A 25,059-nucleotide genomic window follows, 5' to 3' on the forward strand; every position below is an offset into this window, starting at 1 on the left:
GGCGTTTCGAGCGAGGCGTACGACGAGGTTCACACGGGCGCCGGGTGCGCTTGAACGTGCGAAAGCACGGATGCGGGCGCCACAGGCCGCGGTGGCGACCTCGCCGCGTCGTGCGCGGTTGCGCGATTTTGGCGATCGACTGTCGTCGCATTCGGCCGCACGGTTTGTCGCGCACGATAGGCGCGCGGCACCCGATCGCGCGCCCGCGCGCAGCCGGCAGATACTTATGCGCGGCGCGGCTGATCCACGGGCGCGCGGCCGTAGTGGCGATTCCACGGCTCGCTTACTTGGCCACGCGCAGCAGCGGCGTTCCGCCGCCGCGATGGAACGGCGCACCGAAGAGGCGCAGCGACGCCCGATGGTATCCGCCCCGCGCAGTTATCGGTTCGATCGTTTGCGCAATCGACGCGCGTTCGATTCGGTCGTTTCGCTATTACGAGCCGTACCTCGGCGCGGCAAAGGCGAACGCATAGTCGATTCGGCCCGTTCAGCGACTCGGCGCTCGATCAGAGAATGCGTCTTGATGATATTTCGGCGCGACCGCGCCGTTGCAACCGAAGCGGTTCGATTTCGGCGCGATCGTTTCGTTGCGAACGGAACAGTGCGGCCTAATCGGGCGGCCGTTATACCTGCCGTGACGCGTGCACGTGATCGAGCGAGTCCTCGCGTCGCTACGTTCGCGAATGCATCTCATGCGGTTCGAGCCCTCGCCGCGAGGGTTGCGGGTACCACGCGCACCTCGCTGGGGCGGCAGCGTAGGACTGTGGTGGCATTCGCACAACGGCTCGTTCGTCGCACAGCGTCGTCACGACGACAACGCTTCATCTTTGCACGGCAACGGCCGCAGCGGTACCGCAGCGCCTTCGGAGGCGCCCGGCATCGCGGCGAGCACATCGCGGAGCCGTCGCCGCTGGTGCTGCGGCAACACGCTGGATCGGCTCGCTCAGCGGATCGGCAAAGGGCTGCGCCGCGGCAGGCCTTCGTCGTGCGCGAACCGCGTCGCGCGATTCCCGCTAGTTCAAACGAGCCGGACCCGCAACCACAGAGCGTCCCCGTAATCGAGGAGGTGCGCCGAATATTGATTCCGCTCCTACAGGACACGCTCTTTTCCCAAGGCACGATGGGGCGCTTGGCGGATGGCGTGCTGACGGAGGCCGGTCGACGCGATAGTGCCGAACAGTACCGCAAATCGGGAGGACGCTGATGCTACCGAGACACAGCAAGTCGAGCCTGCTGGCCAAACTCTTGCCGAGCAGTCTGCACCATGCGTCGATTCATATCGAGAACGCGCACCGAAGCCAGATGAAGGTTAGCAGTAGCTTGCTCAAGGTGATGTATAACCCTGAGACGCTTTCGCTCAATCAAAGCGCGAGGGTGACGGGCGAGGGTAACAAGGTATGGTTCTCGCGAACGCAGCCGGGCAATTTGCAGGTCGATCTGTTTTTCGACACTTACGAAGAACAGAGCGACGTTCGCAAATTAACGAATGACATTCTCGCACTCACCGAGCCTTGGCCTGCGAAGAAGGGGGCAAAGGTGCCGCCGACGGTGCGCTTCATGTGGGCCGATTGCATGTTCACGGGCATCGTCACTCAGGTCGGCCAGAAGTTCACGATGTTTTTGCCATCTGGTGTGCCTGTCAGAGCAGAGCTAGGTGTGACTTTCACGGAGGTTTTGACCGACGCTGAAGAGATCACGGCACAGGGGCTCGACAACTGTCGTACGTTGGTGAACGTCATTGCTACAGATCGCTTGGGTTCGATCGCATATAACGCCTTGGGCGATTCGTCTCAGTGGCGTTTGATTGCCGATGCAAACGGCATTTACGATCCCATCGCGTTCCCGGGACGGACGTGGATTGGCCAAACGATTGCGATTCCCGACACGCACAATGAGACGTTCGAGCCAGCGGGGGCGTCGGACTATGTCTGATCTGCTGGGCGGGGGCAGCACGATTCCGACTGCGCACAATGCAGCCGAAGGCGGTGCGTCGAAGGCGCGGTCGTCGGGGACGGACCTTTCTTATGGCGTCGCACGCAATGCGAACGAATTCCGCAATGTCAAGGTCAACGAGCGACACATTACGCCTACGGCAAGCGCGGCGCAGGTATCGGCTATGTTTGTGCAAGAGATCAACGTACCCGCAATGTGCCAGATCGTCTTTACCGTAGACGAGCACTGGACTGAGCACGATTTCAAGCAGTTCGCGGTGGGCAGCAAGGTCGAGTTTTCGCAGCTGGCGCTGGGCGGAAGCGCGCAAGGTGTGGCGCTGCCATTGACGTACATCAGCGGGATGACCTTCGAGGCACGTCCCGAGTCAGGTGGAACATCGATGCTCACCGTCATCGCTTTCGACAAAATGCATTGGCTCAGGTTTGGCGCTCACACTACGGCATTTGTCGATCAGACCGACAAGCAAATTTTCGAATCGGTGGTGTCGTTAGTGAACGGGTTGACGCTGTCGGCCGATGAAATGCCCGGCAAAACGTATCCCTATGTGCTTCAGGACAACGAGACCGACTACGACTTCCTGATGAGACGTTGTGTGGAGGGCAACTACGAGTGCATCGTTCAAATGGCGGGAAACGTTGAAACATTGATCGTGCGTCCAAGCATACAGGGCAAGTCTCCGGGTGATCTAGCGTTGGTCTATAGGCAAGACATCGCAGCGATATCGCTCGATCTGCGCGTGCCGACAGTCGGTTCACCGGTAACCGCATGGGGCTATGACGTGACGACCGGAAAGATGGGTGACGAATTGAAGGGGTACTGCGACAAAGACGAGGATTGGAACGAATTGAATTGGCAGACGGCCGGCTTCCAGGCAAGCCGACCGTTCGCCGCAACGGTGCCGATGACATCGAGACGGCCGGACCTGAAGGATGGGGACACGCTCAACTACGCAGCGCAAGCTGCTCGCACGCTTCGGCAAAACGTTTTTCTCGAGGGGACAGCAACGCTGCGTGATGTCAATTTGCAAGCTACAGCCGGCTTCAACGTCAACATCAAGGGCGTGAATGCCTTCGTCGATGGCTGGTACTACATCTTCAGAAGTACGCACGAGCGCGATCGGCAAGGCGACCGCACGATCCTCGGTTTGAGGCGAGGCGGAATATGAGCTCGCACTTGAAGGTCGAATTGGGAACCGTGAATGACGTCGCGGATAAGCTCGGTCTCGGGCGTATCAAAGTGACGTACGCCGACGGTTTCGTATCCGATTGGCTTCAATTGGCGAGTCCTTTCGCCGGACCGGGCTACGGTATGTTCGCTTTGCCGCAAGTAGGTGCGCCTGTTTTGGTGGCGTTCGCGACCGAGAATCGCACCTGTGGCTATGTCATCGGTTTCCCTTGGGACGGCAAGGCAAAACCCATCGTCGAGGACAAAGAAAAGCAGCCGAAGGTATGGGTTCTCCAAACGAGCAGCAAGAAGAAGATCACGTTTGACGATTCCGACCAGCCGTCGATCGAGATCACGGACGAAAAAGGAAACTTGGTGAAGATCGACACAAGCAAGAACGAGATTTCCTTTGTCAGCAAAGGCGATCTGTCGATCACAGCAACCGGTACGCTGACTTTGCAAGGGCAGAACATAGTGGTGAAGGGCCAGGAGAACATCAAGCTCGAAGCGAAATCGATCGATCTCAACGCCCAGGAAGGGTGATCACTCTCACGAGCGGAGCGAAGCATGGGGCAGCGCATAGCGAAGGCAGGCGACGGGATAGGGCCGGTGATGGATACGCATACCATCGTCAATTCGATAACGAGTGAGACGCAGCCGCAGGAATGCCCCTTTAACGGAAACTTCGATCCGGGCACACTGGAAAGCAATGTGAAAGTCAACGGGGACCCTGTGGCGACAATCGAATCGAAGGTGAATAACCTGATCGTGCATGTTCCGCTGCCCTCGTACACATTTGAGTCTGCGCCGTCGAACATAGGCCAGATCACCTCGTGCAATGTCAATGTGAGGATCAATGGCAAAAAGGTGGCGAAAGCAGCAGATCCGTGCAGCACGTGCACGGAAGTCCCGCAAGCGCCCGCCCCACAAGTGCAAGTTCGTAAGCCGGTGAACGTGTGCGTCGGCGTTCTTAGCCCCACAGGTGTTTGATGCTTGCCAACAGCGATTTTCTGGGCAGAGGGTGGTCCTTCCCGATCGCGCTTTCCACGTCGGCACGAGTGCAGTGGAGCGCGGGCGAGCAAAAGATACGCGAATCGATCCTCGCGATTCTGCGCACCGTGCCTGGCGAAAGGGTACTCATGCCGACGTTCGGCTGCCGAATCGGCGAACTCGTTTTTGCGCCCAACACCAGCGACACGCGTTCGCTCGCGCAAACGTACGTAACGGTTGCCCTGCGGACATGGGAGCCACGCATCAATGCGCCCAGTGTCACGGTAGGAATCGATCCCAAGATGCCTACTCTGTTGCCAATCACCATCGAATACATCGTCAGGGAGACAAACAAGGCGGACAACCTGGTTTATCCCTTCTACCTCAAATGAGACGCGCATGAGCGTTCCGGTTTTCGATCAGCGCACAGCTTCGGCGTTTTTTGACGATGCGTTGGCGCTTGCCCGGTTATACAACCCGCAATGGGGCGTTCCCGATGCCGATGCAGTGACGGCCGAGGCGGTAGCGCAAGATCCGGGGTTGGCCCTACTGAAACTCTTTTCGCTGCTGGGTCAAGACCTTGCAAGTGTAGTCAACGCGATTCCCGTTCAGCGACAATTGGCGCTGTATCGCTTCTTGGATATGTCGTTGCGGCGGGCGGCGTGCGCGTCCGCGCCCGTCAGCTTTTCGCTCGCGCCGGGGGCGGCGCCGGTCGCGCTGCCCAAGGGGACGGCTGTCGTCGGCTCGTCTATACCCGGCGTGCGGTTCGAGACCGAGCGCGACTTGCAAGTATTGCCGGCGACACTCAGTGCCGCGCTGACGGTCTCGCCTCGGTTGGATCGCTACTGTGATCTACAGACGTTATGGCAAAGCGGGAACGCGGCGCCCGCGTTCCCTGGCGACGCTTCGAGCAAAGCGGAATGTGCCTTCGCCCATTGTTGGATGCTCGGCGATTCCGCGCTCTTCGCTCCACGGCGGGCGGCGAGTCAAATGAAGCTCGAGTTGAAAGGCACACGGCTGGACCCCGAATATTTTCAGCGCTGGTATGACGGCGCACTCAATCCGCTATCTGTCACAGTGGTGGGTTCGACCGATCAGCGCACCTGCACGATCGTATTTAGCGCATTGCCGACCGCCGCGGCTCAACCGGTCGCCGCGTTGCATGCGGTGCTTTCGGCCAAGGCCGGCCGTGCGTTGGATATGACGGACCCCTTCTTTGCGTCTTGCCCTACGACGGCGTTTGATTGGCTCGTGTGCGCGCCCGCGGCAGACGTGCGCATCGTCCCCGCTTTGAATGGGTATTTGCCGCGGGTCGATTCCGTTTGGTGCGATTTCGGGACGCAGTCGACGCTACCGCAACAAGCGGCTGTCAACGCAATGCTGGTGGATCTCAAGAACGGCGTGAATGCGTTCGGAAACACGGTACCGGCACTCGACTACACCTTCAGTATCCGATCGGACGCGGTATTCGCAGTTCAAAACGTGCCGATTACGATGCATCTCGAAGTGCGCCCGATAACGAACCCGCGCACGGCGCAGATTGCGTGGCAATACTGGGGCGGCACGACCTGGATGCCGCTGTCGAGCGAGGGCGACCCTTATCGGTTTGTCGATAGCACTCGCAACCTGATGCAGAGCGGGACGGTCTCTTTTACCTGCCCGGCGATCGCGCCGACCTCTGTAGCCGGGAGCCAGGGGCTTTGGATTCGCGCAGTCCTCAGCGCCGGCGACTATGGGGATTTGAAAAATGGCTTTGATCCTCCGTTCGTGCGCTCGCTTGTCATCGAATACGAGAGCGGGGGGGCGCCGTCTTCAATGTGGGCTCATAACGCATTCAAACTCGATCCGCTGCTAACGACAGTGATCGAACCGTATCAACCACTGGCCGAAGAGGGCGCATCGGCTTACCTCGCGTTGAGCTCCCCCGATCTTCTCGCACGTGGTCTGGGCCAACAGCTGACCATGTATGTCGATGTCGATCCGGAGCACGAGCGCGTTGGCTACCGTGAGGTCGGCCAATGGCAGTGGTTCGATGCATCGAGTTCGGCTTGGCAACCCCTCGCGATCAACGCGAGCGACTCCGGCATGGCACGTAGCGGGACGATTACCTTTACGGTCCCGCCGGCCATGCAAGCGGCGGTCTTCTTCTCTCTAACCGCGTGTTGGGTTCGCGTGTTATGCCCGCGCCGGCGCCGCGCACTCCGGCTGCGCGGCATCTATCCGAATACGGTGGCCGCATCCAACAGGGCGACCTATCGAAATGAAATGCTGGGCTCCAGCAATGGGCAACCGGGTCAACGATTCACGCTCAACCACATTGGCACCGCCTTGCCTCGGAGCGATCAATTGCTTCTTGCGGTAAGCGAAGATTTGCAATATGCGGTTGCGATTTCGGTCGTCGAGCCGGTGACTGCCGATCCGGCGACATTAGGGACGAGCGAGCCACAGCAACAGACAGCGGCGTATTCGTGGACGCGCGTGGACAGCTTTATCGGCTGCAGGCCGCAAGACCGTGTTTTTGCTGTCGATGCGCTCGGCGGCGCAATCGTGTTCGGTGACGGCGCAACGGGCAAGATTCCGCCGCCCGGCGCAGACAACATCATTGCGACGTGTTACGCCGTGACGCGGGGCGCCGGCGGCAATGTGGCGGCCGGCGCCTTGACAGCCTTGTATTCGGCGGCGTCGGGGATCGCGCAGGTAACGAACCCGGTCGCCGCGCGCGGCGGTGCGGATGCGGACAAGGTCGACGATTTGACGTATAGCGGGCCGGCGCGTGTACGCGCGAATGATCGCATCGTGAGCGCCGCCGATGCGGAGGCGCTCGCCTGTGTAGCCAGTGCGGGCGTGTGCCGCGTGCGCGCAATCGAACGTGCGGTCGGGCCGGATCTCACAGCAGGGACCGCATGGGAGGCTGCGCCGACGCTGGCGCAGATTCGCAAATGGCCGCAGCTTGAACTTGTTGTATTGGCCGACTCGAGCGAACCGGAACCGCTTACACCCATGTCGATGCTTGACGACGTTTTAACCTACGTTCGCCGGCGCAGCACACCCGCGCTCGCTGCGCGCACGACAGCCCGGCGTCCGTCGTTCATGCGTATCGACGTGGCGGTGTTGCTGCAGACGAGCGTGCCGAAAACGCAATGGCTTGATTTGCAAGCCACGATTGCCGACCAATTGATGCTGTTTCTGCACCCTGCGCAAGGCGGCGCTGCCGGGCGAGGATGGCCGATCGGCGATCCGATGCGATACGTGTCGGTGTATTCGTTCCTCGAGGCGCAACGGTCGGTCACCGCGGTGATGGCGCTGACGCTGTGCGGGCAAGCAAGCGACGTCGTGCTTAAGGCTCACGAATCGCCTTCGGCTGGCGTGATCGATCTGCGCTTTGCGGAGGCGCCGCAATCATGAGCTTCGATTTACCCAACCTCGATGTGATGCAGGCGCAGAAGGTGCTTGATCAGTTGGTGCGCCAGATTCCCGGCTACGCACCCGGCTGGACCGACCATAACCCGTCAGATCCTGGCATTACGCTGCTGCAAATGCTCGTTTGGATTGCCGAGGGTACGGCCTACACCGCAAACGCGGTGCCGTTGGAAACCTATCGCAACATGGCGCGTTGGGTGGCTGGCCTCTCGAATGCGCTGGCTTTGCCGAGCGAGAGTCATTACGCCACCGATTTCCCTTACGCGAAGTATGCAGACACCGATTCTCAGGATCCGCCGTACGAGACGCTGAAAGCTTCGCTCGCGCAAATGGAAATGGGCGCACGCGTCGGCTATTCGGGGTTGCAGGATGCCGTCGTAACTTATCGCCGTGCGCCGTATCTCGCGATTACACCGGGGGATATCAAGCAACTGGCGAGCCAGCTCAGCGCGTTCCTGGACGCACGAGCGAAGCGGGGCGTCACGCCGCTGCACGTCGCCCGCTTATGCTCTCGGCAGCGTGGCGACGTGACGGACCTTTTTCTGGTGAACGATGCACCTTGCATCTACTCGTCACCGAAAAGCGAATGGGACGGTACGTATTCGATTGCGCTGACATCGCTCACGGACGACGCTCAGGCGGCAGCGGAAACCGCGCTCGTCGATTGCGTTCGTCAATATCTAGCTGCGCGAACCCTGTTAGGCGGAGCGATTACGGTCACTAACGCTCACTTGCTTTATGTCGACGTTCAGTGTGAGGTTCTCTGCTTTGCCCGAGAGCGCGCGGATGAAATTGCCGCAGCCGTGCTGACAGCGCTCGAGCAGGCGTTGCAACCCGTGCGTAACGATGGTGGGCGAGATTGGGTTTATGGCTCGCCGGTCGACGAGACGACCCTTATACCCATCATTGCTGCGGTTCCGGGCGTCGATCGAGTCGAATCGATCGAGTTGATTCACCCGCAGATCGCATTGTTGCGACGCCCCGATCTAGCGAAGGCAGCAGGGTTGGAGACGCCGCCGCTTCGCCCCGACTCGATGGGCATGATGCAGACGGGGCTGCCACGCCTTTATGCCGCATCGGTTACGGCGCTGGAGGCGGGCAATGACTGACGAAGCGGAAAGCTCTCTAACGTCGGTGCCTTCGAGCTATTTGAACTATTTGCCGGCGTGCTATGCAAGTGCCGATACGGGCGGGGGGCTGCCATTTCTTGCGTTGTACCTGAAGATGTTCGAGAAGTTGCTCTCTGGCATCGCGGATGGTGATGATCTCGAACAAGCCGATAGCGCCTTGGATGCAAGGCTTGCCTACCGCATCGGCATACGACAGCTGCTAGATGCCGACGTCATCGGCAACATGTTTTATCCGCGCTGGAGTTTCTTATTTCCGAATAGCGATCCATCGGTGTTCATTCCGCCGTTATCGGAAGACACGGTCGAGAAAGACAAGACGGCGCTTTTCAATACGCTGGCGAATTATTTCGGCTTACCGCAGTACGTGACGGATCCCGACCGACGGACGCCGGTGGAAGTGTGGGTGAGGTCGTTCTTCGAATGGCTCGGCTCGACGATCGGGTTGAGTGTCGATAAAAATTGGTCGATCGATACGTCTCGTACGCTCGTCGCGAAGGCATTCGCTTTTGATCGCGCACGCGGGACGCCGATGGGGATGGAGTGGTTGCTCGAAGCGCTCCTCCCTACATTGGCTCAGCCGGTGAAAGGCGTGACGCTGGGCAAAATTATGGTTAGCGATTGCGAGCGTCCAGCGTTCATCGTGCGCGAGACCGACACGGATGCGTTGCCGGCATTTCACGTGCGCGATAGCTATCCCGATCCTACGAAAGCTGTCGTGATTTCGGACGACGTCCGGCCGGACGTCCAGCGGGACGGCATCGATTTCGAAGCCAACGATAGCGAGATGGTGGCGCATGTACCGTGGCGCTTCGAGATCGCAATCTCACTGACCGCCTCGAGCACCGTATCGGAAGACGATGAAACAACGGCTGTGCTGGCGTATTACCGCGCGCTGCGCACCGTGCTCGAAACCGCAAGACCCGCATTGACGGCCTATGCCGTTCATTTCACCGTCAGTGGGGGTGACACTCAGCACGTTTTTCGAATGGATGCGCGGCGCACAGGCGCTTCTTAAATTCCGGGATGGGATGACCAGGAGATGCGCTTCCTGCATTGACGGTTCAGGATCGCTCAACGACAGTTCTCATTGCGACAGCCCGCACGAAGGCGGGTAACAGAGTGCCTGTCCGCTCGATGTCGATTTGATCGCTGCCGATTCTTTATTGAGGTGATGAATGACTCAGGCGATGGTTTCTCGAGTGAATTATTTCGATGGCGAAGCGTTGCTCCGAAGTGATTTCGACGCCGAGCAGTTGTATCACAAAGGCGCACGTGAACGCTTGAGCGCGGGCGTGTTCCGGGCCGGAGTCGTTTCGGGCCTCGATGTGACATGGGATGCGCGAGCGCCGACGCAGGTCACGGTGAAGGCTGGCATGGCGCTCGATTGCAATGGCCGAGAGATAGTTTTGCTCGACGATGAAACTGTTCCGCTCGTTTCCCTAAGCGATGGCAAGCAAAACTTTTTGACGATGAGTTACCGCGAACTGTTGGCGGTCGCTCCAGAGATGCCAGCGACGGAGTTCAAGCGCATCGAAGAGTCGCCGTACTTCGACTGCACGCAGAACTACGATCCCGATGGCCCGGAGGTGCTGTTGGCGGTGATCGTGGCGCAGGGGGGCAACATTCAATCGGTGCGCTACCAGTACGGCAGCTACGGGCGCCGTCACGTGGGGGCGGCCCTAGGTGAAGTTGAGTTTGTGTTGGAGAGCGAACCGGCCGAAGCCCAAATGGCCCAGGTGGCGGCATTGCCTCAGCGTATGGCTATCACGGCGCGACAAGACGATCTGACCGGGGAACGGTACCTGGACATTTCGGCGCCCGAGATTCGGTTGGATGGGCATGTCGAGGCGCAAGGAGATTTCGCGGGCCAATTTGATGGCGACCTGAAGGGCACCGCAAATCTCGCCGGCACGTTTTCAGGTACGTTCACCGGCAATGGCGCGGGTTTGACGGGCGTAAAGGCGACCGGCTACTGGATGCAGAACTCGGACGACAGCCTGTTTTATAGCGAGGGCAACGTCGGCATCAACGACACTCAACCTTCGGCCTTGTTGACCGTTGGGCAGCCGGTGCATTCGCGTATCGGACGCGGCTTGATGACGGCGACCAAAACGGAGAACGGCGTCGTGACGGTGCAGGGGTATCAAACTAAGTTCACGACCGATATGGTGGGCAAGATCCTGCAGTTCGGGGTGGTGCTCAGGCAGCAAGCGACGATCGCATCGGTGGATGGCAACGACAGTTTGACGCTCGTCGAATCGTTCCCGCTGGGGTTGGGACCAACGACGTACGGAATCATCCGGGCCAGCGCGGGAGAGCAGGATGAGACGCAGGGCACGGGGTTCATTACACCGGATGGGAATACGGTGATGGCAAGTAACGGCGCCCAGTTTCAAGGGCAGACAAAACTGAATCCGGGCGATGTGCTGGTGATTGATCGATTCGTGCCGCAACAGCAGATGATTTCCTCGAAGATCGCGAGCACGCCGCTGAGCGATACCTCATTGCAGTTGACGGAGGCGTTTTCGGAGGAGGTGACCGACAGCGCGTATCTGTACAGCATAGAACCGAGCAGATGGTTCACGGGCGAGGGGACGATCAGCTCTCAAGGTAAAGCGGTGACGGGCGTTGGTACGACATTTACCAAGCTGCCTTCGGGGGCGACACTGCGGGCACTGGCGGCGCTCGATATCGCGAGCGTGCCGCAGACCTGGCGGGTGGACAGCGTTACCAGTTCTACCCAATTGACGATGCACAAGGTCTCGATAGATGAAGGTTCGCCGCTGTTGCCCACGTCGTCGGCATTCATGGAGACGACGTGGCAGTTGCTGAAGGTAGGCGGGGAAGCGCAGCCGGCTACGCCTCCGGCGCTGACAGTGGTGCAGAACAATGGGGTGGTGCCTAATACGGTGGCGATAAATGTTGATGATAGTGCGGTGAAAATCAATAGCAATTACGCGCTGCAAGTCAACGGGCCAGCCAGCTTCGAGGGAGGAGCGCTCGATATCGATGGCGACGTCGACGTAGTGGGGAATCTGCATGTGACGGGATTTGCGACCATCGATAGTGACCTGTCGGCGGGCGGAAGACTCGACGTTACGGGTGACGGTAGGATTCGCGGAGTGCTGACTGCTTCAAGCGACGCTAACGTTGAGGGTAATCTCAATGTCACCGGTAATTTCGAAGTGACCGGGACTTCGCAATTTACGGGGGCAATGACAGCGATGGATGTGAGCTCGACGGGCACTGCGAAGTTTAGTGGGCCTTTTTCTGTGACAAACAGTGCGACGTTTGATGTTCAATGTCCGGCCAAGTTTGAAAAGGCGGTGACGGCGGATTCGGTAGTGGTCAACAAGAGCGAAACGGTTGCAGGGATGTTGACGGCAAACGGGGGGCTTGGCGTAGTGGGCGGCGCCACGAACGATACGCTAACGGTGACCGGACAGCTGACGGCAGAAAGCGACCTCAAGGTGCAAGGAACACTTGCCGGGACGGGCGGTACGCTCGAAGTCGCGGGGCGAATGAAAGTCGATGACGATCTTCAGGTCACGGGCGATCTCACAGTTGGGGCCAGTTCGCAAAGTAGGCAAGCGGAGATATATGGAGACCTGACCGTTACGGGGAAAATTCATGGCGCGGTCGATATTCCGGATACGCTCCAAGGCCCGATGACCATCAACGGGGACCTTACGGTTACAGGATCGATTCATTGTCAGAAATATTTTGGCAATGTCACGTCGGAAGTTTTTCAAAATCAATATAGTGGAACCATTAAGTCCTTGACGTCGACGGCGAACGATCAATTCATAATAATAAATATTATTGGCGTGCATAACCAGCATGCGAATGGTGATATCGGCGTAGGTATGACCGTAACCCTAAATGGTGGGGGTTCATATTCGGTTGGTACTCATTTTACCGATACGAGCGATGATGCGCCGATATGGGAGGCTACCGCATGTGCGCCGGTTCCAAAGGGCAGTAGTGTTGAAATAAGTTGCGCGAATTATAAGGGTTTGGGTGCGGATGTTGTTGTGACCTACATTAATCTCGGTTAGACGTATTTTTGAATTAGCCATCTAAATCCTGTGAGCAGTCGTTCTAGTTGGCCTGGTTCGAAGTGCGATGCTGTAATGAGCACAGATTACATTCGACGTTGAACCACGTCGGTTCTATGACGTTCGGAGAGGGATTGGGCCTCGGCTCAACGAGGGAAAGCGGGCTGCTGGCCCCCGGCTGCGGGATTAGTGAAACAGGGTAAGGTCATTCTCAAACGTTGCGAAGGTGACGCCGCTGCTTGACGATATGAAACGGGTGCGCGCTCGGCCCGAAAGGAGTTGGTCGGAATTTTGTCGATTCGCTTCGGTAGTAGGGTTTGACATTGGCCCCTTGTAATGCGTATTTTTTCTGTCATTGTTTCAGTTGATCTTTGATCGCAAGGAGGTGGTATGCGAAACGATTCTGATGCTGATCGAACGGCGAGCAAGATGGTCATTCCGGACACCGTTCATGGTCCGATGACTATCGATGGGGACCTGACGGTTAATGGCTCTGTTCAGTGCAGGAGTATTCTTGGTAATGTTGTATCGGAAGTTTTTAAAAATCAATATAACGGCGAAATTAGAACCGTGACGTCAACGCCGAATGACCAATTCGTAATAATAAATATTATTGGTGTGCATAATCAGCGCGCTAATGGCGATATTTGTGTGTCTATAGCCATAACCGCTCCAAATGGCGGGAGTTATTCAATGAGCACTCATTTCGCAGATACAAGTGATGACGCCCCAATATGGCAAACGACCGTATGCGCGCCAGTTCCCAGGGGTAGCAGTTATGTAATAAGCAGTTCGAATCACAAGGGGTTGGGTGCAGATATCGTCGTAACCTACGTGGATCTCGGTTAGGTATGTCCGTGAGCTCAGTTCAGCATGGGATGCGAACATGCCGTAGCGAGTAGGCCTCGCACAATACTGCGAGGTGCATGCGGTAAGGCTGTGAAAGATAGATAGTGTTGTTTGCTTTGGAGGAAGCGGCGTATTGATGCGTGATTCTTGCGAATCCTGGCCAGGTGTGCCCGGGTTCGAAGATGCCGATGCCAGAGCGAGATTTATTTCGCGAGCCGCTGCGCGAGTAGATCAGCTCGAAGCATCCTTTGGCCTTGCCGATTTGCGCTGCGTGCGCGGGAGGACGAGCGCTTGGAAAAAGGCAAAGCGCGCAAGGCATATGAATTTGGCGTAAGCGCGTCGATCAGGACGGCGCACAAGGATGGTTTGGTCGTCGGAGCTGGTTCGCTGCCGCGTAATCCGTGCGATGGACATACGCTGGCCGAAGCGTTTGAGCAGGCGGCGGCCTTGAGCGACGTTCACCCAGAGATCGCTGTCGTCGACTTTGGTTACAAGGGCATGGTGTCTTAATGGAGTGGAAGGTCACGACCACTCGACAACACGCAATGCAAAACCGAGCAACGGACATGCTTGTGATGACAGATCTCCCGACTGAACCAACCCGTCCGTACCCCGACAACGCCGCCTTCCTCGGCGACCTTCGCGGCTTCGTCGACTCTTTGCTCGCGCAATCGCGCTACGCGTTCCCTGAGTCGATCGAAGACTCCCTGAACGGGCCTCCCTCGAGCTGGCGCGCCATCGCCGCCCGCATGGCAGCCACGGTCAAGTCGGAGATCTTCATTCCGCTCGCACACGTCGCGCTCGTATTCCGTCTCGACGCACGCGACGTACAACTTCTGGCGCTTGCGCTGATGGTCGAGACTGACCGCGCGATATCCGACGCCTTTGCAGAACTCACTCACTCGCTGGAAGAAGCCGACGCCACCGACGAAGGTACCAGCGCAACCGCTGCGTCCAGGCGCAATACGTCGCTCAACACCGCCACCCACTTACTGGGCGATATCCGCGGCTGCCTATTCGCGGACAGCCCCTTATGCCATCACCAATTAATCGAATTGGTCGATGTGAACCTATCGACACTCGACGGCGGCTACCGCCTGGCCTCGGCGCTTACTGCCTACCTCCTGGGCTTGGCCGCGCCTCAACCGCGAGTCGGCGATTACATCGCGACCGACATAGTTGCGGAACAAGATTTGAATGATCTGATCGTCAACGACACCGTAAAAGCGCAAATGCTGCGCTTCGTCGACATCTGCTGCGCCCCAAGCGCGCGGTTCGGCACGATCGTCCTGCACATCGAGTCGGACGACACGACGCTTGCGGGTGCCTTGGCCGCCACGGCATTCGCGAACCTCGGCTACGGCGTCGCTCAATTGGACGCTCGATTCATTCGCTGGACATACCAAAGCGTCGATCAACGGCTCGCCACACTTGAGCAGCAACTACGCACCGCGGGCCGCGATGCCGCACTATGCACGCAAATCCTGCTGTTGACCAACGGCGACGCGTTGGTCGGCAACGACGAACGCGATCAGATCGATTTGTTCGATAGCACGCTGCAATCGTTGCTGAAGGCCAATGCGTACGTTGTCCTTTTGAACGGCCCCTCACGCCGTATCGCAGACGCGGTGGCGAACGTGCGCCAGCAGGGCGTGCGATTGTTTCAGCTACGTGTGCCCGCATCCGCCCCCGCGTTGCGCAAACTCGCTTGGAAAAAGCACGCCGCCTATTACGATCTTCCCTTCGATGACGCACTGCTGACCGCCATTGCAGGCGCCTATGCGTTTTCAGAATCGCGCATCGCCTCTGTCGTCGATGCGGTAGCGGCGCGGCAAGCGTTGAACGCCGACGAGCACATCGAACCGGTGCTATGGGACGCCTGCCGCGCGGCGGCCGAGGATCAGCCGATCGGCGTCGCCAAACGCGTGGATACGCCATATCGGCTTTCCGACCTCGTCGCGCCTGAGCGCACGATGACGCTGCTGCACGAAGTGCTGGGGCAAATGCGTTACCGGCCACGGGTGATCGATGAATGGGGCTTCGGCGCCAAGTATCCTGGGATCACGAATCTGTGCGTGTTGCTTCACGGGCCGCCGGGAACGGGCAAAACGATGGCTTCCTCGATCGTTGCGAACGAGCTTTCATTGCCGCTGTATCGCGTCGATCTGTCGACGATCCTCAGCAAATACATCGGCGAAACCGAGCAAAACATCGAGAAACTGTTCGTCAGAGCCGAGGCGTTGAACGTCGTGCTGCTGTTCGACGAGGCCGAGGGGCTCTTTAGCAAGCGCAACGAGTCGAAAGATTCGCACGACCGCTTTGCCAACCTGCAAGTCGGTTTTCTATTGCAGCGGATCGAGACCTACCCGGGGCTCGTGATCTTATCGACGAACTTGCTGGGAAATATCGACAAGGCATTTCTGCGGCGCTTTCGCGTCATGATCGAATTTCCGTTCCCCTCGAGCGAGGACCGGCTCAAGTTGTGGAAGCAGATATTCCCCGCGGACGTACAACTGGATCCGGATGTAGACCTACAAGTATTGGCCGACAAAGCGGCTATTGCAGGCGGCCATATCCGCAACGCGGCGATCAGCGCGGCGTTTCTCGCTGCCGAAGACGGCACGAACATCCAAATGAAGCATCTCGTGAAGGCGGTCAAACGCGAATACGAGAAGCTCGGCAAGCTTTTTTCGGAAGCGGATTTTCTGCGCTGAAGGCATCGCCCCGCTAGACGGTATGCGCAATGCCGCCGCATGCTACGCATCCTGAATCTGATGTTTCTCCAGCCCGCTCGTGCCCGAGTGCGCTCGATTGGTGCCGTAAGGGCAACACCGTGATCCCGTTGGCGTATCTACCGCGCTTCGCGGCGTCGTCCTACGATGGCTTCGTGCGGTGCATCGCCGCTAATGGCGCCCGCCGAGCGCGGGTGTTCACCCGTCGGAGCCAGGAGGAATCATGAGTCAGCGTATCAACTACATTCAGCAATCGCCGCAGCTTTTCAAGAAGCTTCTCGAATTCAGCAATCAACTGAAGGATAGCGCCATCGAAGAATCGATCCGCGACCTCGTCTCGGTCCGGGCTTCGCAAATCAATGGCTGCGGCTTTTGCGTGGACATGCACGTCAAGGAAGCGCGCTTGCACGGCGAGCGCGAACTGCGTCTCCATCATCTTGCGATCTGGCGTGAATCGCCGCTCTTTGCGCCGCGTGAGCGCGCCGCGCTCGCATGGGCCGAGGCATTGACCAAACTCGCCGAGCATGGTGTGCCGGATGACATCTACGAACACGTCCGTACGCAGTTCTCGGAGAAGGAACTCTCGGATCTGACGTACGAAGTGATGGCCATCAACGCTTGGAATCGGGCGAACATCGCGTGCAGGACCGTGCCGGGTTCGGCCGACAAAGCATTCGGCCTCGACAAGGCGAATCTGGCCTGAGCCATTCAGTTCATCCCTCTCTCTTTATCTTCGTACCGAGCGTGCGAGCCACGCCATCAGGAAGGCACACCATGTTTCGACTGAAGCACACCGCAATCGCAATGCTCATCGCCGCGGGCACAGCGATCGGCGTGGCTTATGCGGCGGCTCCGGAAGCCGTCGTGACCCCATTGATGACAAAGCCGCTCGACGATTACCCCGGAAAGGAAGCGCTGATGATTGAGGTGACCTATCCCCCGGGTTCCGTCGATCCCGTCCATCGGCATCACGCGCACGGCTTTATCTACGTGGTTGAGGGGTCGATAGTGATGCAGGTCAAGGGCGGCAAGCAAGTCACGCTGATGCCCGGACAGACTTTCTATGAAGGTCCGAACGATGTGCATACGGTCGGGCGCAACGCAAGCCAAACCCAACCTGCAAAGTTCATCGTGCTGCTTTTGAAGGACAAGGGCGCTCCCGTGCTCGTGCCGGAGAAGTGACCGTGCTCGTGTTGCAGCACTTTGGTTTGTTGGGGTAAGGCGCCCGTCGCTATGAGTTCGGCGCCCGTCGCCGAGTTCGTCATTTTCCAATTGAGGGCAACAACATGTCGCAGAAGATCTTGATAGTGGGCGCCGGTTTCGCGGGAGTATGGGGCGCATTGGGCGCGGCGCGCGTGCTCGATGGGGCGGGTGTGAGAAACAGTGACGTTGAAATCACCTTGATCTCCCCGAAACCGGAATTGCAGATTCGCCCGCGGCTGTACGAAAGCGAGCCGCAGCGAATGGCGGCGCCGCTATTGCCGCTGCTCGACGCGGTTGGCGTGAAGTTTCTCGAGGGCAGCGTCCAAACGATAGACGTTCATGAAAAATCGGTGGGCGTCGTGGCGGCCGATGGACTCAAGCGCTCGCTCGCGTACGACCGATTGTTATTGACGAGTGGCAGCAAATTGAGCAGGCCGCCAGTCCCAGGGCTGATGGAGCATGCTTTTTCTGTCGATTGCATCGACGATGCGACGGCGCTCGATCGCCACTTCGCACAACTCGCGAACCTGCCGGATTCGCCGGAGCGCAACACGGTGGCGGTTGTCGGTTGCGGCTTTACGGGTATCGAGGTCGCCACTGAACTGCCTAAGAGGATGCGCGCGTTGTTCGGCCCGGACGCCGCGATTCGCGTCGTCGTGATCGGCTCGCAGGACGAGATCGGTCCCGATCTTGGTCCCAATCCTCGGCCGTATGTATCTGAGGCCTTCGACTCGCTGGGCGTTGAAGCGGTGCTCGGATCTCGGGTCGTGTCGGTCGACGCGGATGGGGTCTGCACCGAGTCGGGCACCCGGATAGAAGCCAGGACAGTGATCTGGGCGGGAGGCATGCGTGCGAGCTCGCTGACCGCGCAAGTCTCCTCTCGGCTCGACGCGCTTGGACGCATCGAAGTGACATCCGATCTGCGCGTGGCGGAAGCGCCTAGTGTGTTCGTGGCGGGTGATGTGGCGTGCGCTCGCAGCGACGATGACGGGCACTACGCATTGATGTCTTGTCAACACGCCATCGTGATGGGGCAATTCGGCGGGCACAACGTCGCTGCGGATCTGATCGGCGTCCCGACGTTGGCGTATAGGCAGCCCTTCTATGCGACTTGCCTGGACCTGGGCGATTGGGGCGCTGTTTACTCTGAAGGCTGGGATAGACAGATCAAACTGACGCACGCGGAAGGCAAGGCCCGCAAACAGCTGATCAACACTCAGTGGATCTACCCTCCGGCGCCCAACCGCACCGAGGCTTTGGCTGCGGGTAACCCGCTACCTTCCGGCAGCTAGGTTGTTTGCACCGCATGATCTACTGCGGTGCAGACAGCGAATTGCGTCGATTCGGCGGCGGTAGCAATGTGCGGATTCAATGGACAAACACACGCTGCTGCCGCCCGGCGGGCGTGAAGTCAGTCGACGACGGTCACGATGTTGACCGTCCCTTGTCTAGCCATCTTGGCATACGGGCACAAGCGCTCGGCGGTTCGAACCATCTCTTCCGCCACGGAGCGTTCAACGCCCGGCATCTGGACTCGAAGATCGATGACCAATGCATAGCCGCCATCCATGGGATCGCGGCCAAACGAAACCTGCACTGCCACGACCGCATCGCTGATATCCATTGCGGCGCGTTTCCCGATCAGGTTCAACGCCCCGTGAAAGCACGCAGCAAAGCCCGCCGCGAACAACTGCTCGGGATTGGTGCCGTCACCGGGCCCGCCGAACTCGGTGGGCAACCGCAGTTCCACATCGAGGTTTCCGTCGTCTGAACGCGCAACGCCGGATGCGCGGCCGTGTCCCGTCTCGCCGCCGGACACGGTGACGGTCGTCGTGTACAGAGGCTGAAAATCCCGGCCGCGATACCTATCGAGGAGCGATAGCGGGGGAGCTTGCAGTTTCTTGTCGTCCATGAGGCATTCTCGAGTTCGATGAGGCGCGTCCCAAACTAGGGACTGTTCACGCAAATAACGGCAAGAAAAGAAACGACGCCGGCGAAACTGGTTACGAACCTGTTTGCAAATGGATCGTCGGTGCCTACGGCGGTGCAGCGCGAGGGGAAATCTGACATGGGAGCGCAAGTCGGGGAGTCCATAGGAGGCTAGGACGCATCAGTGCTTCCGTTTGTGACAAGGTCCGTAAATTTTTTTGGGCCGGTTGCGGTCGATGAGCGAGCAGCGGCTGATCTTCTCCCATGTTCGTAGGGTCGTTTGTCGCTATGATCGGTTCGACGTCGAAGCCCGCTACGCCCCATGCATCGATGCCGCCGGTGCGCTACTTCGCGCCTGACAGTGCTTCCTCGGGCTAGCGTATCGATGGCGGCAAAGCTTGCTTGCCGAGTTCGGCATTTTCGTTCGCCTCCTGCCGATATCGATGCACGTCCCGCGTGACGAAGCCAATTTCGCGGCTCGGGATATCGAACCAATCGGGGTGCCCGAACGAACGGCGAATATCCTCTAGACCGCTCGCCCAATGCTCGCGCATCGTATCTTTGCTGAATTCATAGTCCTTGTAGTGCCCCTCGAACGACTTGTTCTTGTAAATCAGATGCACCACGTTCACCGCACTGCCATCAGCCGTCTTCTGTGCCTCCTGCAGCAACGGGTGTGCAAGCCGCACCTTTTCAGGAATGTGCTCGAGCAGCGCCTTGATCATCTGAGCGTGCTTCTGGTTCTGCGACATGAACGCGGTGATCGCTCGCGTGCGGCTGGAATATTGAATGTCCTTGGTGCGCTCGCTGACGTCGAGAAGGTCGCCTGGCAGCTTGCCTCGCGAACTCCACAGATCGATCTGGAAAACGAGCGTGTTCTTATGCTGGCTTTCCCTGATGATCTCGGTGAGCGGCGTATTCGAAACCAGTCCCCCCTCCCAGTAGAACTCTCCATCGATCTCGACGGCCGGAAAGCCCGGTGGTAGCGCGCCGGATGCGATGAAGTGCTCTGGTGCCAGACGCATCTTCGAATTGTCGAAGTAGACCAAGTTGCCCGTGCGCACGTTGACCGCTCCAACCGATACGCGAATGTTCCCGTCGTTGATGCGGTCGAAGCTTGCATGCTGCAAAAGCGTCTCGCGCAACGCCGACGTGTCGTAATAGCTGACTTGGTCAGGACGCTTGCTGCTGACATCTGAAAATGGCACATGCATGCGCGGAGAGAAGAATCCGCGCTGACCTTCCATCAGGGTGCGCGTCGCGGCCCATGCACTCGCCCACTTTCGCCCGATTTCCGCGAGTCCCGCCCATGCTGGAATGCTCGCGCCGACATGTGAAAAGACATCGGCGGGCTGACTAATGGTGTCCCAGAATCTGCGCAGCGCCGCCATTCGATCGGCGGGCGCATTGCCCGCGATGATCGCCGTATTGAGCGCCCCGATGGATACCCCGGAGATTCGCGTCGGCTCCACGCCGACCTCGGCCATGCCTTCAAATACGCCCGCCTGATAGGATCCCAGTGCGCCGCCGCCCTGCAGCACGAGTCCGATTTCGTCGTATGCGGGAAGCCTGATGCGATGGGGCTGCTGCAGCTTGTTGCGCTGGCGCGAATCCATGGTTGTCTCCTTACTGCATGAACCAGCCGTGGCTGACCACAATCGATTGGCCCGTGAGCGCGTTCGACTCGAAACCGGCGAGGAATGCGACTGTATTGGCGACGTCGGCGAGCGACGTGAACCCGCCGTCCACCGTTTCCCTGAGCATCACGTCCTTCACAACCTGTTGCGGGGAGATGCCCAGGGTCTTTGCCTGCTCGGGGATTTGCTTGTCGACCAACGGCGTCTTGACGAAGCCGGGACACACGACATTCGCGCGCACGCCTCGGGGGCCGCCGTCCTTTGCAACGACACGGGCAAGCCCGAGAAGTCCGTGTTTGGCAGTCACATAGGCCGACTTCAGTTGCGACGCCTCGTGCGAATGGACCGAGCCCATGTAGATCACCGCGCCGCATCTGTTGGAAGCGTACATATGTCTGAGCGCGGCCTTGGTCGTGAGAAACGCCCCGTCAAGGTGAATGGCCAACATTTTCTTCCAGTCGGCAAAGGAGTAGTCTTCGATTCGGTTGACGATCTGAATGCCGGCATTCGACACGAGCACGTCGAGGCCACCCAGCTGCTTCACTGTTTCGGCTACGCCCGCATTGACCGCCTCTTCGCTTGTGACGTCCATTGCAACGGCGATCGCTTTCCTGCCGTTCGCAACGATGTCGTCTGCGACTTTTTGCGCATTCACGAGGTTCAGATCCGCAATCACGACCGTTGCGCCGTCTTGGGCGAGCTTACGTGCGCAGGCTTCGCCGATACCGCTTGCCGCTCCCGTCACGAGCGCGACCTTATCCATCAATGCCATAAGTCCTCCGTTGCGTGCTTATTGATTGACCGCGAGCCTCACAGGCTCGGCGGGGGCGAGATAGTCATAGGCCACTTCGCCGACATCGAGCGTGAGATTTGCTATGACGTGACGCGCGCCGATGACCTTGCGAACCGGCAGATTGGCGACCGATGCGAGTGCGTGCGGATGCAACTCGAGTGCCGCGGGCCCCTCCCATGCGCCGGTCACTTCGACGTCGCGCAGATAGAAGCGAACCAATTCGCAAATACGTACCGAACCGTCGACGTGCGGAATGACCTTGAGCAAATAGTTGGGCGTGTCGGCGAGCTTGCGGCGCTCGGTTGCCGTCTCGAGTGGGCGGTACTTGTACCCCATCGTTCCGGTGGCGATCCGCTGTGTTCCGTAGTCCAGCGTGCCGAGCAAAGTGTCCTTGCCATCGACGCAGAGTTTTGGCGAGGCAAGCTTTTTGGGGAATCCCCAGATTTCACGCCCGCCCGCGATCGGGCCTTCGTCGTCCAGATACATTGCGTGCGTGAAGTTGGCGCGATTGCCGTCCTCATCCCGCACGGAGATCACCTGGCCGCTTTCCGTGTAGTCGCCGAACCCCGAGGAGTCGGGCATGCGAATGAATTCGTAATGAACGATTGCCTTGTCGACCGTTAGGGGTTCCGGAACGACGGCCTTGAGCGCATTCACGTCCGTCTCGTACGAGATGATGAAATACTCCCGATTGATAAATCGGAAGGGCGGCCGCGGATACGCCGGATTGTGCACGGGCATCGCAAATGCGTTGTTGCGGATATCTTCTTCTGTCACGGATCGTTCCTCGGTTGGTGAGGTGCTGCGTAACACGCATCGCAACGGCGCTTGCTGTCGCGACGGATAACATGCGCTCGCGCAAGGCAGGGCAGCGCGCTGCGTGAGTTCGCACGGCTCGATGACGGCGTCGTGTTTTCCGGCTTGGATGCGGCGGCGCGCGTGGCCACCGTCAGAACGAATCCTAGGCGTGGTTGCGTTGCAGCGGTAGCCCTGCAAATGCGCTCACCGTGTTGTCTGGGCGACAACAATCAACGACAGGACGAGGGATCCTAAAGTGGCGCGGGCGCGACGACGCGCAACGCTCGGGCCTGCGCCCGGGAACCGCGCTGTTTCGCTCGCGTAGGTGGGGAGGTGGTCGCGATGGCTTGTGGCAGGCATGCGAAGGGACTGCGTCGAGCGGTCTCGCTCATGACACATTCAGAGCGGATCGCCGATGTCCGAAAATGCTCGCGCGAGATCGTCGATGAGGTCTTGCGGGTCGACGCCCGGTTTAAGCGCTACACCCTAGCTTTTCCGACGACCTTTCGCAGGACGTTCGCGATTGACTCGCAACCGGAACTGAAACGTGTCGCCCTTGAAATACAGGTACTCGAAGTCGACAGGGTTGCCGTTGCTGTCGTGCGTGAGCCGCTCGACGCGGAGCACGGGCACGTCGCGCTTGATCTCGAGCGCGCGGGCAATGGGAGGGCGAGCGGGTATTGCGTTGATGCTCAGGTCGGCGCTCCCCAAAGCAAGGCCGCAATCGTTTTCGAGCATGAGAAAAATGTCGCGCGTGGCGAGATCGGCGCGCATGAGCTTTTTGCCGAGCGTTTCGGGCAAGAACGTGATTTCGTACGAAGTCGGCTCTCGGTTGAGCAGACGCACCCGATGTATCTCCGCCACCTTCGCGCCCTCGGAAAGCATGAGCTTCGAGGCGACCTCCACGCTAGCCGGAACGAACGCAAATGAGAGCACACGATTGACGATTTCGTGTCCTTCGCTCGACATGGCTTCGGCGAAACCTTGCAGCGACGTAATGTTCTGCACGGCTTTCGGCTGCGATACGAATGACCCCTTACCATGCACCTTGAAGATCAGCCCTTCCTTCTGAAGATCGCCGAGCGCCTGGCGGATCGTGATGCGGCTCACCTCGAACATCGCCTGTAGCTCGCTTTCCGAGGGCATGCGGCTGTGCGGCGGGTATTTGCCGTCGAGGATGCCGCTACGTAGCGTGTCCTTGATTTGCTGATAGAGCGGAACGGGCGAGTCTGGTTCGAAGGTGGTCAGGCTTGTCTGCATGGTCGATAGGCGCGCACACGGGAGATTCCACGATGCAGCTTTGGAGATAGCGGATTATAACGCCGCATCGACGCATAAGGGTTGGCGCACCCCAGAGGTCATGACATGAAATGGCGTGTCATCTCCAGCCTCTCTTTCCAACGAACCTAGAACGAGCCCGTCGCGTTGCGCACCGACTCGTGGCACGAATGACCCGCATAGGTGCCAAGCCGCACTCGGTTGGCACGCGCCGGGGGGCGGTGTCCCCCAGCGAACCGCATTTATTCGATGGCATTGTACTTGCTTGGCCGGACATGTAATGTCTTGTTATGATGAGTTAGTATTTTTGCAAATGCGGCGTCATGGCGCGCGTCGTCGAGCCATGTTGGACCAGCAGGACCTAGGAAATGGAGAGGACATTGGACGCATCGCCTGCATTGATCGTCCCCGTGACGGCCGCCTATGTGTCGACGAACGTCGACGGCTATGCATTGCTGCTCGGCTTTTTCAGCAACCAGCGCTATCGCGCGGTGGAGGTCGTCGCGGGGCAATTCATCAGCGTCGTTGTGCAAGTGGCGATATCGATTGCCGTCATGCGGTCGGGATGGATGACGCAGTCGCCGCTCGTTGGCCTGGTGGGCATCGTGCCGATCTTTGCCGGGGTCAAACGAATCGCGCAATTGCGTCGGCGCCATGAGCCGTTCGCAGGGAGCGCGACGTATCGCGAGGCTTTACGCCGTGGTGCCTTCGAGCGCATGGCGACGGTGGCCATCGTCGCCAGTTCGGGAGCGATAGACAACGTGATGGTCTATTCGAGCGTCATGGTGGGTCGCGCGCCGTCCGAGGTGTTCTTGATCGCTGGGACCCTGGCTATGCTCACGGCATTGCTTTGCCTTTGCTCCTTCGGAATGGCCAGTGCGCGCTCGCCTATCCCGGTGTTGCAGGTTGGGGCAAGGCGTGTTGCGCCGTTTATGACGCTGGCTATCGGCGTCGCTCTGTTCGTTCGCTTCGATACGGTTCCCTGGATCTGCTCGCTGGTCTGACGCCCCGCAAACATGCACCAAGGCGAAACCGTTTGTGCACCGGGAACTGAAGTCACGTGCCATCGTGTGGCGCGGAAAAGCGTGAATCGCTCGTGTAACGGGCGCTCATTGCCCCACAGGC

20 protein-coding genes and 1 pseudogene are annotated in these 25,059 nt (G+C 59.1%); 16 read left to right on the forward strand and 5 right to left on the reverse strand.

Going from position 1 to position 25,059, the window contains the following annotated elements:
- The first annotated feature begins 1,203 nt into the window (after positions 1-1,203).
- From MMB74_RS01260 to MMB74_RS01330, 15 genes and pseudogenes are all read left to right on the forward strand, one after another.
- Positions 1,204-1,932, forward strand: coding sequence for a peptidoglycan-binding protein LysM (locus tag MMB74_RS01260; protein ID WP_277426773.1), 729 nt, complete (start codon positions 1,204-1,206; stop codon positions 1,930-1,932).
- Between the two features lie 184 nt (positions 1,933-2,116).
- Complete coding sequence (locus MMB74_RS01265; RefSeq protein WP_277426774.1) at positions 2,117-3,118, forward strand: contractile injection system protein, VgrG/Pvc8 family; 1,002 nt, start codon at positions 2,117-2,119, stop codon at positions 3,116-3,118.
- An 8-nt stretch (positions 3,119-3,126) separates the two neighbouring features.
- The gene (locus MMB74_RS01270) at positions 3,127-3,660 is read left to right on the forward strand and encodes a phage baseplate assembly protein V (protein WP_277426775.1); all 534 of its coding nucleotides are present in this window, start codon (positions 3,127-3,129) and stop codon (positions 3,658-3,660) included.
- Positions 3,661-3,684: 24 nt separating this feature from the next.
- Positions 3,685-4,107, forward strand: a complete 423-nt coding sequence (locus MMB74_RS01275; RefSeq protein ID WP_277426776.1) for a PAAR domain-containing protein — start codon at positions 3,685-3,687, stop codon at positions 4,105-4,107.
- Positions 4,107-4,499: a GPW/gp25 family protein gene (locus MMB74_RS01280; RefSeq protein ID WP_277426777.1), complete on the forward strand. Its 393-nt coding sequence runs from the start codon at positions 4,107-4,109 to the stop codon at positions 4,497-4,499. Before MMB74_RS01275 ends, MMB74_RS01280 begins: the two co-directional genes overlap by 1 nt.
- Positions 4,500-4,506: 7 nt before the next feature.
- Positions 4,507-7,512 carry a hypothetical protein gene (locus MMB74_RS01285; RefSeq protein ID WP_277426778.1) on the forward strand — a complete coding sequence of 1,002 codons (3,006 nt, stop codon included), beginning with the start codon at positions 4,507-4,509 and terminating at the stop codon, positions 7,510-7,512.
- Positions 7,509-8,636 (forward strand): hypothetical protein, encoded by a 1,128-nt coding sequence (locus MMB74_RS01290; protein ID WP_277426779.1) that lies wholly within the window; start codon positions 7,509-7,511, stop codon positions 8,634-8,636. Before MMB74_RS01285 ends, MMB74_RS01290 begins: the two co-directional genes overlap by 4 nt.
- Positions 8,629-9,672 (forward strand): phage tail protein, encoded by a 1,044-nt coding sequence (locus MMB74_RS01295; protein WP_277426780.1) that lies wholly within the window; start codon positions 8,629-8,631, stop codon positions 9,670-9,672. Before MMB74_RS01290 ends, MMB74_RS01295 begins: the two co-directional genes overlap by 8 nt.
- Positions 9,673-9,832: 160 nt before the next feature.
- Positions 9,833-12,715 (forward strand): polymer-forming cytoskeletal protein, encoded by a 2,883-nt coding sequence (locus MMB74_RS01300; protein ID WP_277426781.1) that lies wholly within the window; start codon positions 9,833-9,835, stop codon positions 12,713-12,715.
- Between the two features lie 390 nt (positions 12,716-13,105).
- Positions 13,106-13,564, forward strand: coding sequence for a hypothetical protein (locus MMB74_RS01305; protein ID WP_277426782.1), 459 nt, complete (start codon positions 13,106-13,108; stop codon positions 13,562-13,564).
- Between the two features lie 261 nt (positions 13,565-13,825).
- A pseudogene (locus tag MMB74_RS01310) lies at positions 13,826-14,065 on the forward strand (IS5/IS1182 family transposase); the annotation flags it as partial.
- A gap of 74 nt (positions 14,066-14,139) precedes the next feature.
- On the forward strand, positions 14,140-16,278 hold the full coding sequence (locus MMB74_RS01315) for an ATP-binding protein (RefSeq protein WP_277426783.1): 2,139 nt from the start codon (positions 14,140-14,142) through the stop codon (positions 16,276-16,278).
- 241 nt (positions 16,279-16,519) lie between these two features.
- A complete protein-coding gene (locus MMB74_RS01320; protein WP_277426784.1) occupies positions 16,520-16,999 on the forward strand; it encodes a carboxymuconolactone decarboxylase family protein in 480 nt (159 codons plus the stop codon).
- 71 nt (positions 17,000-17,070) lie between these two features.
- The gene (locus MMB74_RS01325) at positions 17,071-17,478 is read left to right on the forward strand and encodes a cupin domain-containing protein (RefSeq protein WP_277426785.1); all 408 of its coding nucleotides are present in this window, start codon (positions 17,071-17,073) and stop codon (positions 17,476-17,478) included.
- 104 nt (positions 17,479-17,582) lie between these two features.
- Complete coding sequence (locus MMB74_RS01330) at positions 17,583-18,791, forward strand: NAD(P)/FAD-dependent oxidoreductase (protein WP_277426786.1); 1,209 nt, start codon at positions 17,583-17,585, stop codon at positions 18,789-18,791.
- 119 nt (positions 18,792-18,910) lie between these two features.
- Here the strand turns inward: MMB74_RS01330 and MMB74_RS01335 are convergent, their stop codons facing one another.
- From MMB74_RS01335 to MMB74_RS01355, 5 genes are all read right to left on the reverse strand, one after another.
- Entirely contained in the window at positions 18,911-19,411 is a 501-nt protein-coding gene (locus tag MMB74_RS01335; protein ID WP_277426787.1) for an Ohr family peroxiredoxin, read from the reverse strand.
- Positions 19,412-19,802: 391 nt separating this feature from the next.
- Positions 19,803-21,044, reverse strand: coding sequence for a patatin-like phospholipase family protein (locus tag MMB74_RS01340; RefSeq protein WP_277426788.1), 1,242 nt, complete (start codon positions 21,042-21,044; stop codon positions 19,803-19,805).
- 10 nt (positions 21,045-21,054) lie between these two features.
- On the reverse strand, positions 21,055-21,837 hold the full coding sequence (locus tag MMB74_RS01345) for a 3-hydroxybutyrate dehydrogenase (RefSeq protein ID WP_277426789.1): 783 nt from the start codon (positions 21,835-21,837) through the stop codon (positions 21,055-21,057).
- An 18-nt stretch (positions 21,838-21,855) separates the two neighbouring features.
- On the reverse strand, positions 21,856-22,635 hold the full coding sequence (locus tag MMB74_RS01350) for an acetoacetate decarboxylase (protein WP_277426790.1): 780 nt from the start codon (positions 22,633-22,635) through the stop codon (positions 21,856-21,858).
- 507 nt (positions 22,636-23,142) lie between these two features.
- On the reverse strand, positions 23,143-23,916 hold the full coding sequence (locus MMB74_RS01355; RefSeq protein ID WP_277426791.1) for a GntR family transcriptional regulator: 774 nt from the start codon (positions 23,914-23,916) through the stop codon (positions 23,143-23,145).
- Positions 23,917-24,302: 386 nt separating this feature from the next.
- Between MMB74_RS01355 and MMB74_RS01360 the strand changes: the two genes are divergently transcribed.
- Positions 24,303-24,938, forward strand: a complete 636-nt coding sequence (locus tag MMB74_RS01360) for a cadmium resistance transporter (RefSeq protein ID WP_277426792.1) — start codon at positions 24,303-24,305, stop codon at positions 24,936-24,938.
- Positions 24,939-25,059: the final 121 nt, after the last annotated feature.

The organism is Trinickia sp. Y13, from assembly GCF_029522115.1.
In the GTDB taxonomy this organism is placed as follows: domain Bacteria; phylum Pseudomonadota; class Gammaproteobacteria; order Burkholderiales; family Burkholderiaceae; genus Trinickia.